Annotated in this window: 15 protein-coding genes; 10 read left to right on the top strand and 5 right to left on the bottom strand. The window is 68.7% G+C overall.

The annotated features are described in order from the left end of the window. Positions 1-7: 7 nt before the first annotated feature. From M0R88_RS10105 to ftsZ, 3 genes are all read left to right on the top strand, one after another. Entirely contained in the window at positions 8-712 is a 705-nt protein-coding gene (locus tag M0R88_RS10105) for a double zinc ribbon domain-containing protein (RefSeq protein WP_248653389.1), read from the top strand. Between the two features lie 186 nt (positions 713-898). Beyond that, complete coding sequence (gene cdrS / locus M0R88_RS10100) at positions 899-1,081, top strand: transcriptional regulator CdrS (RefSeq protein WP_135852034.1); 183 nt, start codon at positions 899-901, stop codon at positions 1,079-1,081. Between the two features lie 3 nt (positions 1,082-1,084). Then, positions 1,085-2,320 (top strand): cell division protein FtsZ, encoded by a 1,236-nt coding sequence (ftsZ, locus tag M0R88_RS10095; RefSeq protein WP_248653388.1) that lies wholly within the window; start codon positions 1,085-1,087, stop codon positions 2,318-2,320. 251 nt (positions 2,321-2,571) lie between these two features. Here the strand turns inward: ftsZ and ncsA are convergent, their stop codons facing one another. Further along, entirely contained in the window at positions 2,572-3,543 is a 972-nt protein-coding gene (ncsA, locus tag M0R88_RS10090) for a tRNA 2-thiolation protein NcsA (protein WP_248653387.1), read from the bottom strand. Between the two features lie 255 nt (positions 3,544-3,798). Here ncsA and M0R88_RS10085 point away from each other — a divergent pair, with 255 nt between their 5' ends. After that, the gene (locus M0R88_RS10085; protein ID WP_248653386.1) at positions 3,799-4,011 is read left to right on the top strand and encodes a DUF8027 family protein; all 213 of its coding nucleotides are present in this window, start codon (positions 3,799-3,801) and stop codon (positions 4,009-4,011) included. Here the strand turns inward: M0R88_RS10085 and M0R88_RS10080 are convergent. Together M0R88_RS10080 and M0R88_RS10075 are read right to left on the bottom strand one after the other, a co-directional pair. Then, the gene (locus M0R88_RS10080; RefSeq protein WP_248653385.1) at positions 4,008-5,138 is read right to left on the bottom strand and encodes a Brp/Blh family beta-carotene 15,15'-dioxygenase; all 1,131 of its coding nucleotides are present in this window, start codon (positions 5,136-5,138) and stop codon (positions 4,008-4,010) included. The genes M0R88_RS10085 and M0R88_RS10080 overlap by 4 nt on opposite strands. After that, a complete protein-coding gene (locus M0R88_RS10075; protein ID WP_248653384.1) occupies positions 5,132-6,034 on the bottom strand; it encodes a lycopene cyclase domain-containing protein in 903 nt (300 codons plus the stop codon). Before M0R88_RS10075 ends, M0R88_RS10080 begins: the two co-directional genes overlap by 7 nt. Positions 6,035-6,207: 173 nt before the next feature. On the opposite strand from M0R88_RS10075, the gene M0R88_RS10070 reads away from it, so the two are divergent. The 5 genes from M0R88_RS10070 to M0R88_RS10050 all read left to right on the top strand — a co-directional run bounded on the left by M0R88_RS10070 (position 6,208) and on the right by M0R88_RS10050 (position 10,461). Further along, positions 6,208-6,792, top strand: a complete 585-nt coding sequence (locus tag M0R88_RS10070) for a hypothetical protein (RefSeq protein ID WP_248653383.1) — start codon at positions 6,208-6,210, stop codon at positions 6,790-6,792. A gap of 108 nt (positions 6,793-6,900) precedes the next feature. After that, on the top strand, positions 6,901-7,953 hold the full coding sequence (locus tag M0R88_RS10065; RefSeq protein ID WP_248653382.1) for a zinc-dependent alcohol dehydrogenase: 1,053 nt from the start codon (positions 6,901-6,903) through the stop codon (positions 7,951-7,953). A gap of 77 nt (positions 7,954-8,030) precedes the next feature. After that, entirely contained in the window at positions 8,031-8,408 is a 378-nt protein-coding gene (locus M0R88_RS10060) for a 6-pyruvoyl trahydropterin synthase family protein (protein ID WP_248653381.1), read from the top strand. Between the two features lie 2 nt (positions 8,409-8,410). Continuing rightward, entirely contained in the window at positions 8,411-9,529 is a 1,119-nt protein-coding gene (locus M0R88_RS10055; protein ID WP_248653380.1) for a glycosyltransferase family 4 protein, read from the top strand. Next, entirely contained in the window at positions 9,526-10,461 is a 936-nt protein-coding gene (locus tag M0R88_RS10050) for a methyltransferase domain-containing protein (protein WP_248653379.1), read from the top strand. The genes M0R88_RS10055 and M0R88_RS10050 overlap by 4 nt, the downstream gene beginning before the upstream one ends. 180 nt (positions 10,462-10,641) lie before the next feature. Here the strand turns inward: M0R88_RS10050 and M0R88_RS10045 are convergent, their stop codons facing one another. Continuing rightward, a complete protein-coding gene (locus tag M0R88_RS10045) occupies positions 10,642-10,842 on the bottom strand; it encodes a hypothetical protein (protein ID WP_248653378.1) in 201 nt (66 codons plus the stop codon). Positions 10,843-11,080: 238 nt separating this feature from the next. On the opposite strand from M0R88_RS10045, the gene M0R88_RS10040 reads away from it, so the two are divergent. After that, a complete protein-coding gene (locus M0R88_RS10040; protein WP_248653377.1) occupies positions 11,081-11,728 on the top strand; it encodes a DUF7095 family protein in 648 nt (215 codons plus the stop codon). Positions 11,729-11,908: 180 nt separating this feature from the next. Here the strand turns inward: M0R88_RS10040 and M0R88_RS10035 are convergent, their stop codons facing one another. Beyond that, entirely contained in the window at positions 11,909-13,000 is a 1,092-nt protein-coding gene (locus M0R88_RS10035; RefSeq protein WP_248653376.1) for an aminopeptidase, read from the bottom strand. Between the last annotated feature and the right edge of the window lie 20 nt (positions 13,001-13,020).

Raw genomic sequence — 13,020 nt, 5'->3', positions numbered from 1 at the left:
CCGCCAGATGAGCAAGATAACCTTCCGCGCGGACGAGGAACTGGTCGAGCGCATCGAGGCCCGCGACGCCTCCAAGAGCGAGATCATGCGCGAGGCGCTCCGCGAGTACCTCGACGCGGGCGACCGGCGTGCCGACAGCGGCCCGGAGCGTGCGCCGCGAGACGGGCGCACGCCGTCCGCGGCCCGTGAATCCCGCGAGGAGCGCCCGCGTCGGCGTGACGACGGACGCGGCGACGTCACTCACCGCGAATCCGGACGCGCCGACAGTCTCGACGCGCTCCTCGCCGAGCGCGTGGACGAACTCGTGGCCGAGCGACTCGCCGCGTGGGAGGCCCGCGACCGCACCGCCGAGCGCGCGCAGGACGTGAACGTCAACGTGACGCTCGAACGCGACGCGCGAGCCGACGCGGGCCGAGGTGCGAACGCGTCAGACGGGTCGTCGGACAGAGACGTGACCGCCTCGCAGGGGTCCGACGGTCGCGCCGCGGACCGTCCCGACGACCGCGCCACCGCCGACCCCGCCGACCGCGAGAACGATTGCGGGCAGTGCGGGGAGACGCTGTCGGACGACCACGTTTACTGTCCGAACTGCGGCGAGAAGGCGTCCCGGCGCGTCTTCTGCGAGTGCGGCGACGAAGTGCGGTCGGACTGGGGTTTCTGCCCGAGTTGCGGCCGTCGGACGCCCGCCGCCGACGTCCTCGACCGCTCGTAAGACGGTGTTTTACACCCGCCGTTAACTATTTAACTTTTGAGTATGTGGGTATGGCCGCGTAAGACGGTTGTCTTACACCCGGCCGCAGAACGGGCGTCTCGCCCGTGTTAACCGGTTACGCGGTGTAAGACAGTACGTGCAAGAAACTGCGCGCCGTCTTACTCTACCAACAGGGGATTACAAAATATGGAGCGTGTGACACTTCGCATTCCGAAACAGCAGATCGAGGAAGTCGAACAGATGGTCGAGACCGGGGAGTTCCCGAACCGCAGCGAGGCGATTCGGGCCGCCGTTCGAGACATGCTGAACGAACACGAAGACGGCCAGACCGAGCAGACGACCAACAAGCGCTCGTGGGCCAAGGTGTAGACAATGCAGGATATCGTTCAGGACGCGCTGGAGAACGCCGAAGAGGAGAGCCGCGAGATGGACGCCTCGGCGGACGGCGACGAGTTCGGCGACCCCCGAATCGTCATCGTCGGCTGTGGCGGTGCCGGGAACAACACGGTCAACCGGCTCTACAACATCGGCGTCGAAGGCGCGGACACCGTCGCCATCAACACCGACAAACAGCACCTCAAGATGATCGAGGCCGACACGAAGATTCTGGTCGGCAAGAGCCTGACCAACGGTCTCGGTGCTGGTGGCGACCCCTCGATGGGCGAGCGCGCCACCGAGATGGCCCAAGGCACCATCAAAGAGGTTCTCGGCGACGCAGACCTCGTGTTCGTCACAGCAGGCATGGGCGGCGGCACGGGCACCGGTGCGGCACCGGTCGTCTCCAAAATCGCCAAAGAGCAGGGCGCAATCGTCGTCGGGATGGTCTCGACGCCGTTCAACGTCGAGCGCGCCCGCACGGTGAAGGCCGAGGAGGGCCTCGAAAAACTTCGCAACGAAGCGGACTCCATCATCGTGCTGGACAACAACCGACTGCTCGACTACGTGCCGAACCTGCCCATCGGCAAGGCGTTCTCGGTGATGGACCAGATCATCGCCGAGACCGTCAAGGGCATCTCGGAGACCATCACCCAACCGTCGCTCATCAACCTCGACTACGCCGACATGACCTCTATCATGAATCAGGGCGGCGTCGCGGTGATGCTCGTCGGCGAAACCCAAGACAAGAACAAGACCGAGGAAGTCGTCCGCGACGCGATGAACCACCCGCTGCTCGACGTGGACTACAGGGGCGCGTCGGGCGGACTGGTCCACATCACGGGCGGCCCGGACCTCACGCTCAAGGAGGCCGAGTCCATCGCCAGCAACATCACCGAGCGCCTCGAAGCCAGCGCGAACGTCATCTGGGGCGCGCGCATCCAAGACAACTACAAGGGCAAGGTCCGGGTCATGGCCATCATGACCGGCGTTCAGAGCGCGCAGGTCCTCGGACCCTCAACCCAGAAGCAGGCCGACAAGTCCCGCCAGGAGATGCGGGACGTGGACGCCCAGTCGTTCGACGCCAGCCAGAACGTCGAGGGCATCGACGGTCTCGGCGACTCCGGGGGCACTCACGAGGCGACCGACCAGTCGTCGGACGCGTGGGGCACCCAGAGCGACGGCGGACAGGACCAGGTCGAACAGAGCAACGGGCTCGACGTAATTCGCTGACGGCGCTTCGATTTTCCGAGTTTCGGTTTCGTGTTTTCGTGAAAGTCCCACTGAATCGTGAAGAGTGACGTCTCGGCGTGGTCTTCGAGGGTGCCAAATCGGGCGCAGTGGAACGTATTACCGAGCGCATCCGGGTAGACGCGTCCCCGGTAGACGTGTCGCCGGGCGCGTCCCAGTGGTCCGTTGCACCGAGCGCGCCCGCAGTCGGCCGTCGCCGACTGCGGGGCCGAGAGAAGAACTCGACCGTCGCCTCAGACCGCGTGAATCGACTCCAGTAGCGAACACTTCCGGCAGACGTCGCGGGTCGTCGAAGCGCCGCACTGCTCGCACTCGCCGAGGTCGGTCGAACCGCCGTCGCGCGCGCCGAACTCCTCGGCCGCGAGGGCGGCCAACTCCTCGTAGCCCGACATAATGGAGTGGCGCGTGCCGGGGTGGTTCTCTTCGAGCTGGTAGAGCAGTTCCTGAATCTCGCCGCGGTAGGCCTCCTCGGCGTGGGGACACTCCGTGATGTGAGCCGGGAGGTCCTTGACGTGGGCGTAGAGCGCGACCTCCTTCTCGGGCACGTCGCGGAGCGGTTTCGCGCGCGGAACGAAGTCGTCCTGCTCGCCGCGTTCTTCGAAGTTGCCCAGACTCGCGTCGAAGTGCTTGGCGATCTGGGCCACGTCGCCTTCCAGAAAGTTCATCAGCGCGGTCTCGGCCTCGTCGTCCAGATTGTGGCCGGTCAGGAGTTTGTCGGCGTCGAACCGCTCGGCGTACTTCGAGAGCAGGTCCCGGCGGAACACCCCGCAGTACGCGCAGGCGGCCATCCCCTCGGGGTCTTTCTCCACCACGTCGTCCATCCGCACGTCGAACTCGTCTTCGTAGGTCACCAGTTCGTGGCGGATGTCCAGTCGCTCGGTCAACTCCTCGCAGGCGTCCACGCTCTCGTCGCGGTAGCCCTCGATGCCCTCGTGAATCGTCAGCGCGACCAGTTCGATTCGGGGGTCCTTCTCGAACGTCCGGTGGAGGATGTCGGTCAGCACGACGCTGTCCTTCCCGCCAGACAGCCCTATCACCCACGTCTGAGGGTCCTCCGGCGTGGCGTCGCTCGGAACGAGGTCGTCCTCGCGGATGCGCCGCCGGACGCGCTTGTCCACGGAGGCGACGAAGTGGTCCTCGCAGAGGTGCAACCCCGAGTACGCGGCGTGCATGACCGACTCGCGGTCGCATTTGTCGCAGTCCATCGAGTACGACTTTCGAGTCCGGGCGTTTGTCGGTTTCGCCTCGGACTGATAAATCAATCATCGCTATAGCAAATTCGTCTCGGCGCGGGAATCGGCGGTCCGATTTCCGGGCGTCGAGAAAGCGCGCTATCTCCGCCGAATATTGGTTTCAGAACTCGATACGTCCATTTTCCCCGCTTTCAGACCGTCTGAAGGCGAAAACGGAGAACTGGCCGCGCCCGAACAGCCAAGGGAGTCCGACCCGTGGACGCGAACATGCCTGTGGGTGGGTACGACCCCGACGACTTAGACGAGAAGCTCTCGGAACTGATGGACGCGAAGGGACGCGACCCCTCGAACTGGCTCACTGCCGAGGAGATCGCGCAGTGGGAGAACGGCGAGAGTCTACTGGACCTCTTGGACGAGGAGGACATCCACGAGTTGCTCCGGAAAGACGAGAGCGTCGGCGACGAGGACGCCGCGAGTTAGTCGCGCGTCCGCGTCCCCGCCGGTTCGACCGACCAGACGCCCTCGCGCCAGTCCATCCACGTGACGACGGCGGCGTGGGGGAGCGTCAGCACCGCCAACAGCACCAGATACAGCGCGAGTAGCGACAGGAACCCACCTTCGGGAGGCGCGACGAGCGCGAGTCCGCCGAGGACGACCAGCGCGCCGACCGTGTTCGGGAGCGCGTCCCGAGCGAACCCCGCGAGTTCGGCCCCGAGTCCGTCGCGCGCCAGTATCGCCTCGCCCACTTCTCCGTCCTCCGCGACCGTCAGCAACCGGAGGACGTGGCGCACCGAGTGCCAGAGGCAGAAGTAGAGTCCGACCGCGAGAATCGGCGGCACGACCCAGAAGTACGCCCACAGTAGGGCCGTTTCGAGCGCGTCGGCCCGCCAGCCGCGGTCCGTCCATCCTCCGCGGACCGCCCCGAGCGCGAGCGCGCCGAGCGAGAGCGCGGCCAGTCCGCCCCCGGCCGCGAGTCGAGCCTCGGGTCGGAAGGCGGCGTCGAGGGCGGTGGCGTCGAAGACGGTGGCGTCGAGAGCGCCGACCGCGACGGGCCGGGCGTCGAACAGCCGAAGCGTCGCGTCGGCGACCGACCGGTAAACTTCGGGGAACGCGACCAGCGGGACCACCATCGGGATGCCGCCCCGGACCGCTATCGCCAGCGCGCGCTGGCCGCGCGTCCGGAGGTGGTCGCCGACGGCCAGCAGGACGTAGCAGTCGCCCTGCCCCCAGTGGTACCACGTCAGCGCGACGAACGAGGCGAATCCGACCGCGGGCGCGACCAGCCAGACCGCGAGGTACAGCCCGCCGCCGACGAGGTAAGCCGCACCGACCGAGAGCAGCGGGCGCTTCCCGCCTAACCGCTCGACGGCGAGGTGGTCGGCCGCGCCGTGGGGCAGTCCGAAGACGACGAGGCTGGCCAGAAACGGGAGATAGCGCACGCTCGCCGGGAGGTCGGCCCCCAACCCGACGCCGAAGAGCAGGGCGACGAGCGCGAGCGCAGTCCACGCGGGCGCGCCCGCGACGCGGACGAGCGCGCGAGAGAACCCTTCCCCGTCGCGCGAGGCGGATTCGGCTGCGGCCGAATCGCCGTCGTCGGTCGCTACCATCGGCGGCGCACCTCCGCGACGCCGGGCAGTCGGCCCGCGACCGACCCCGCGAGTCGCACGACCGACTCGGGCACGCGCCGGGAGACCCCCGGCACGAGGCCCGCGAGCGCGTAGAGCGCGTCGCGTTCGACCGCGCGGGCGACCGTCCAGTCGAACAGCAGGAGTCCCTGCACCACCAGCAGGTTCGTCAGGAGGAAGAAGACCGCCTCCTCTATCGGCAACCCGAGCGCGAGCAGTCCCGTGCTGTACTCCGGCGCGATGGCCCAGAGACCGGTCCGGATGGCGTACCGGTCGGCGACCCAGAGGTACAGCGAGGGGACCGCGACCGCGGCGGCGACGACGCGGCGCTCCCGCCAGAGGACCGGCCCGCCGACCGCCCAGAGGAACGCGAGGACCGGCGCGGCCCACAGCAGAATCATCCCGAGGTAGTAGGTCCGGGGCGCGGCGACGGTGAGAACCGCGCCGCCCGCGGCGACGGCGAGCCAACCGGCCGCGCCCGCGGTCCGCGCGCTCGCACTGCGAGCGCGCGGGCCGGCGACGGATTCGGGGTCGTCGGGCGCGTCCCGGCCGGGGAGCGCGGGGTCGATGACGGGCGCGAACAGGTGATACCAGAGACCGGTCGCCACCGTCTGGAGGACGAAGAACAGCCACTCGCCGAGCGGCACGCGGGCGAACCGGGCCGCGACCACGCCTTCGCCGTAGGTCCAGACGCCCCGGCCGACGAGGTAGCTGTCCCACGGCGCGGTGTAGCCGACCGCGATGCAGACCAGCGCGAGGAGACCCGCGAGGACGCGCCGCGACTCGCCGGTCGTCCGGGCCACCGCGACCGCCAGCGCCGCGACTGGCACCGCGAGGAAGACCGACAGGAACTCGACGTAGGTGAGCGAATCCGGCATGAGTGTCGGCGGAGCGGTCCGCAGTTCGATACGTCCGCTCCGTGTCCGTTCGCGGGGTTGGTAACAGGTCCTCAAAATCGGTTCGGTCGCGGCGAGGGTCACGACGCCGACTCACCGCGAGCGCCGGCCGAACGGGGAGTGGAATTGAGTGGGTTCGGCGCGTAGTTCCGGCGATGCATCGCGTCTCGCAGGTCGAGGTCCTCCGCGAGTGGCTCCGAGTCGAGCGCTCGCACCCCGATGTCGAGTGGTTCCCCATCGACTCGCTGTCCGAGCGGGCGGCGCTGGACGAACTCCTGGACCGGAAACCCGGCGCGGCGGCGTTCGTCTGGCGCGACGCCCCGGTGACGTGGTACGAGACGACGCTGGACCGCGCGGACTTCGCGGAGTTGCGAGTCGTCGAGGGACCGACCGACCTCCGCTGGCGGGACCTCTCGCCGGACGGCACGATTCGGGGCGCGGCCGACCGCGTCGCCAGCGAGGACCCCGAGAAACTGTCCGCCGAGACGGGCGTGGACGTCGAGACCGTGCTGGAGTTCGTGGACGAGATGCCGGACGGACCGCTGGTCGTCTCGACGCGCGAGGGGTGCGTGCCCCGCTACGTCGCCGACGGGAACCACCGCGCGGTGGCGCTGGCGCTCCGGATACGCTCGGGGGAGTTTTCGCCCCAGCGCGCGTACCTCGGCGTCGGCGCGAATCCGGTGGCGAAACCGCTGCTCGAACGACTCTGCGGGGGCTTCCGGTGTCTCTTCGAGGAGTAACTCGGGCAGTAACGCCGATTACCCGGAGAAAACAGCCCCCGAGGGGCCAAAGAACGATAATCCACCCTGCCGTACGACTGTCGGACGGCCCAGCGCCGTCGGGAGAACATGCCACGGTCACTCTACTTCACGGAACCGCGGGCAGTGGAGGTGCACGAGCGCGAGCGACGCGACCCCGAGGAGGGCGAGGTCCGCGTCGGCGTCGAGCGGTCGGCGGTCAGTCCCGGCACGGAACTGCTGGTCTACCGCGGCGAGGTCCCGACCGAGATGGCCGCCGACGCGACCATCGACGCGCTCGCGGACACCTTCGAGTTCCCGCTTCGGTACGGCTACGCCGCCGTCGGGCGCGTCGAGGCGGTCGGGCCGAGCGTCGATTCCGCGTGGCTCGACCGGCGCGTGTTCGGGTTCAACCCCCACGAGAGCCACTTCTGCGCGCCGGTCGAGGACGTGCTGGCCGTGCCCGAGGACTGCTCAGCGACCGAAGCCACCTACTTACCGAACGTCGAGACCGCGGTGAACCTCGTACAGGACGGCGCGCCCCGCCTCGGCGAGCGCGCAGTCGTCTTCGGGCAGGGCGTGGTCGGCCTGCTCACGACCGCGCTTCTCGGACGCTTTCCGCTCGCGGAGTTGGTGACGCTGGACCGCTACCCCGACCGGCGCGAGTTGGCGCGCGAACTCGGTGCCGACGCCGCGCTCGACCCCGAAGGCGACGCGGGCGAGCGACTTCGAGACCGACTCGGAACTGCGGGCGAACCCGAGGAGTGCTGCGACCCGGACGACGGCGATGTCGCAGGCGCGGACCTGACCTACGAACTCTCTGGCTGTCCGGACGCGCTCGATTCGGCCATCGCCGCGACGGGCTACGACGGCCGGGTCGTCGTCGGGTCGTGGTACGGGACGAAACCGACCGAACTGGACCTCGGCGGGCGATTCCACCGGAGCCGCGTCAGCGTCGAGAGCAGTCAGGTCAGCACCATCTCGCCGGACCTCCGGGGCCGGTGGTCGAAGGAGCGCCGGCTGGACGTCGCGTGGAACCGGCTGTGCGAGGTGGACGTCGAACGGTTCGTGACCCACGAGTTCGACATCGAGGACGCGGCGGCGGCGTACGAACTGCTGGACGAGCGTCCCGACGAGGCGCTCGGCGTGGTTTTCGAGTACTGAATCGGGGTTTCCGGGCGAACCTCCGCCTCGCCGTCCGCCCCCGGCTTTGATACGCGTCGCCGTCGTGTCTCCGTGTCATGTACACAGTCACGGTCGAGCGCGAGTTCGTGGCACAGCACTTCCTGACGGTCCCCGACCCCGGTCCCGAGGGCGACCTCCACTCCCACCGCTACACCGCGAAAGTCGAGTTGGCCGGCGAGGAGTTGAACCGGTACGGCTACCTCGCGGATATCGACGCCGTCGAGGAGCGCATCGACGCCACGGTCGCCCGGTTCCGGGACGCCACGCTGAACGACCTGCCGGCGTTCGAGGGCCTGAACCCGAGCCTCGAACACTTCGCGCGAATCTTCGGCGAGCGGTTCCGGCGGGACCTCGACGCGCCCGAAATCGAGGCCGTGACCGTGAAACTGCAAGAAGACAGTATCGCGTGGGCCTCCCACCGCCGCGAGGTCTGACGATGCACGTCGGACTGGTGGTGTACGGCGACCTCACCGCCACGACCGGCGGGTTCCGCTACGACCGGAGACTCGCCGGGGCGCTCCGCGCGGCGGGCCACCGCGTCACCGTCGTCTCCCTGCCGTGGCGCGACTACCCCCGCGCGCTCGCCGACAACCTCGACCCGCGCGTCCGCCGGAAACTCCGCGGTCGCCGTGGTTCCGACCGCCGCGGTCGCCGCGAGGGGTTCGACCTCCTCCTCCAAGACGAACTCTGCCATCCCTCGCTGGTCGGGCACAACCGAGCAATCGAGACGCCGATAGTCACCGTCGTCCACCACCTCCGCGCGAGCGAGCGGTGGCCCGCGTGGCAGAAACCCGTCTACCGCACGATAGAGCGTCGGTACCTCGAATCGACCGACGCCGCGGTGTACGCCAGCGAGGCGACCCGCCGGGCCGCCGAACGGCTCGCCGGACCCCGACCGTCCGCGGTCGCCCGGCCCGCGGGCGACCGCTTCGACCCCGGACTCACGGACGGGGAAATCGCCGCGCGCGCCGAGCGCGACCCGCTCCGAATCTGCTTCGTCGGCAGTCTCGTCCCGCGAAAGGGCCTCGACGTTCTGCTCGACGGACTGGCCCGCGTCGATGGCGACTGGCGACTCTCGGTCGTCGGGAACGCGACGGACGAGGAGTACGCCGAGCGAGTCCGCGAACAGGCCCGAGACCTCGGCGTCGCCGACCGAACCCGGTTCGAGGGCCGCCTCTCGGACGGCGCGCTCGCCGACCGCCTCGCGGCGAGCCACCTGTTGGCGGTTCCCTCGCGGTTCGAGGGCTACGGCATCGTCTACTTGGAGGGGATGGGCTTCGGCTTGCCCGCTCTCGCGTCGAGCGCGGGCGGCGCGACCGAACTCGTCACGGACGGCGAGGACGGCTTCCTGATTCCGCCGGGCAGTAGCGAGGCGGTCGCCGCGGCCGTCCGGACGCTCCGCGACGACCGCGCGACCCTGCGAGAGATGGCGCTCGCCGCCCGCCGCCGATTCGAGCGCCATCCCGGTTGGGACGAGTCGATGGCGACGGCCCGGCAGTTCCTCGAACGAGTCGCCGCCGGGTCGGAAGCCGCGGCGACGGAGGTCGCGCCGTGAACTTCCAGCGCTACCTCTCGGCCAAGCGGACGGTGGACGAGCGCGCCATCGACCGGGGCGTCGAGGCCCGACTCGCCGAGGAGTTGCGCGGCCGCGACGCTCCCGACCGCGACGCCCTGTGCGTATTGGAGGTCGGGTCGGGAATCGGCTCGACCGTCACACGACTCCTCGACCGGTCGTGGTTCCCCGACCGCGTGGACTACACCGCGCTCGACATCAGGAGCGAGAACGTCGCGGCCGCGCGCGAGCGCCTGCCCTCGTGGGCCGCCGCGCGCGGGTTCGCGGTCCGGCGTGCGGGCGAGAGCGCGGACGGGAGTGCAGACGGAAGCGCGAGGCCGAGAGCGCGAGCGGACGACCGCTTCGTCCTCTCGCGGGGCCAGCGCCGGGCCGAGGTGCGGTTCCGGACCGCCGACGCCTTCGACTTTCTCGCCGAGACCGACCGCGAGTTCGACCTCGTGGTGGCCCACGCGTTCGTGGACCTCGTGGACCCCGCCGACGCGCTCGCGGCGTTCAGACGCGCCCTCGCGCCCGACGGGTTAGCGTACTGCCCCATCACCTTCGACGGTGAGACGGGCTTCGACCCCGTGAGCGACCCCGACCTCGAGGCACGGCTGCTCGATACGTTCCACCGCCATCTGGACGCCTCGGGCGACAGCAGGGCCGGACGCCACCTCCTCGCGACGGCCAGCGCCACCGGCGAGGTCCTCGCGGCGGCGGGCTCCGACTGGGTGGTCTACCCGCGCGACGGTGGCTACCCCGCCGACGAAGCCTACTTCCTCGACTGCATCGTGGAGATGGTCGCCGGAGCGGTCCGGAAGGAAGGGAAAATCGACGCCGAGCGCGTCGCGGCGTGGGCCGACCGACGGCGCGAGCAGATAACGGATGCGAAACTCGTCTACTGCGCACACCAACTCGACCTCTTGGTTCGGTGAGAGCCGTCTACGACCGATTTTCGGACGAGTCGGGAGCGCTTCGGGTCGCCGCGTGAGCCGACAAATCACGGGAGTAGCAGCGTTCTGTATTGCGCTATATTATTTATGCCCGCCGCCAGAGGGAGAGTACTGTAGCTACGCTGGAGCGGAGAACGGAGCGAGAAGCCTTCTACCGCGACCTCAGGCCGAACAGCGGTTCGGCCCCGTCTCAAGTACGGTCGCCTCCTCCGCTTCGACGGACTCGGCGCCGCGGTTGACGGCGACGATCCGCTCGAAGTTCGGCGGTTTCTCGCAGTCACCGCTCGTCAGGCGCTCGACGAACTCGTCCTCGCCCGAGTCGAGCGTGTCCGCCGACCGCCGGGGAGTCACTTTCGCTGGCATGGTCCCACCGGAAATCCGGTCGCCCGCGCCTCAATCCCGATTGCCAATGTAAATACAGTGCAAGACTAGTCGGGTCGGTGGCGACGCGAACGGAAAATCGAGCCGGGCAGTTAGACGAGCAACTCGCGGCGTCGCCGTCGGTCACACGTAGTGGCCTCGACGCTCGGCGGACGCGCTGCCCCCGATTTCGAGTCCCGACACGCCACCGTTAACCTGCCCGACCACCAACACGCGACCAATGAACCGAGACGAGGCCATCGAGCGGGTCGAGGAGATACTCCACACCGTCGAGAACGAGACGATGCCCGTACCGGTCCGCGAGCTGTGGGTCTACGGCGACGTGGCGCTCGGACTCGACCCCGTGGAGCGACTGGACGTGTACGTCACGAAGGACATCCTCCTGCGGGGCGACGACGGCGACGCCGCCGAACGATTCCGGAAATCGCACGGCGTCGAGGGCGTCGGCAAGACCGTCCGGGCGGAGTGGGCCGAGCAGTTCCCGGAGTACATCCGCGCCAACGACAGCGGGCACGCCGCGCCCGAGCAGTGTCTGGCGGCCCACCTCCTGCCCGAGGACGAACCCGTCCACCTCGAAGTCTGCAACTCCAGTTTCGAGGACAACGTGACCCAGCGGTTACAGGGTGCCATCCAGCGCGAGGCCTACGAGCAGATTCTCGACCCGCGGGGCGTCTGCCTCTGGGCGGAGGGCCAGCGGAGCGACGAGGCCCTGCGCAAACTCCGCGAGAGCGAACTCCCGTTTCCGACGCTCCCCGACGCGCTAGGGATGCTCGGCTTGGACGCCGAGAAGACCGACGAGGCCGCCGAAGCCGTCGAGTCCTACCGGAAGCGCCAGGAGGGCGCGACGGTCCGCGGCGACGTGGTGTAGCCCGACCTTTTTCTCCTCGGGTATCCTCGGGCGCGAACTGCGTTCGCGCCCTGCGGGTACCACTCGTCGAAAAACGTCGATGAAAAAGCCCCGCTCGCTTCGCTCGCGGTGAAACGGCGCTTCGCGCCGTATGCTCGGAGTGGAGTTGGGACGACCTCGCGCCGCACGCGGGGGTGCAGTTTACCCCTCGAACCCGTCTTCGAACCGGAACGTGCCGTTTCGCTGGACGATTTCCCCGTCCACCTCGATGTAGGAGTCCTCGCTCATGTCCACTATCATGTCGGTGTGGACCGCGCTCTCGTTGCGCGGTCGGCCCTCGGGCACCGTCTCCGCGATGGCCTTCCCGACGGCCATGTGGACCGTGTCGCCCATCTTCTCGTCGAAGAGCATGTTGTAGGTGAACCGGTCGATGTCGCGGTTCATCCCGATGCCGAGTTCCCCGAGGCGGCGCGCGCCCTCGTCGGTATTGAGGATGCTTTCGAGCAGGTCGGCGTTCTTCGAGGCGTCGTGGTCCACGACTTCGCCGTCCTCGAATCGGAGGTACGCGTCGTGAATCTCCCGGCCGTGGCGGAGGAGCGGTTTGTCGAACAGGACCTCGCCCTCCACGGAGTCGGGGACCGGCGCGGTGAACACCTCGCCGCCGGGGAGGTTCTTCTCGCCGTAGTCGTTGACCGTCTTCATGCCCTCGACGCTCATGCGGAGGTCGGTCGTGTCGCCCGAGACGACGCGGACCTCGTCGGCGGGGTCGAGAATCTCGACCATCTGCTGTTGGTGGTCCTTCTGAGCGTCCCAGTCCTTATCGACCGCCTCGTAGACGAACTCCTCGTACGCCGCGGTGCTCATCTCGGCCTTCTGGGCGTTGCCCGGTGCCGGGAACTGCGTGCCGACCCAGCGCTTGCCCATGCGGGCCTCCTGCAGCGGTTGGAGCGCCCGGCGGAAGGCGGCGAGCGTCTCTGAGGGGACATCGCTCATCTCGGCGGTGTTCCGGTCGCCTTTGATGAGGACGAACGCGTCGGCCGCCTCCATCATCGCCAGTCGATGCTCGGGCGTCTCGAAGTCGTCGGGGTCGCTGGACCGGAGGTACGCCTGCGTCGCGCGCTCGCTCTGGAGCGAAATCGAGGGGTTGGCGCCCACCTCGCCGACTCGCTCGGCGACGGCGACCGCGAGGTCCTCGGCGACGGGCGGGGCCCGAACGACCACGTCGTCGCTCGGGTCGAGGTCGGTGCAGTGGTCGACGAGAATGTCGGCGTGATTTCGGATTCGCGGGTCCATACGAACACCGACGCCGACCG

Source organism: Halorussus gelatinilyticus (assembly GCF_023238445.1).
GTDB classification, from domain to species: Archaea; Halobacteriota; Halobacteria; order Halobacteriales; family Haladaptataceae; genus Halorussus; species Halorussus gelatinilyticus.
Note: the sequence above shows the minus strand (reverse complement) of the source record. Positions and strands in the feature narration are given on the sequence as shown.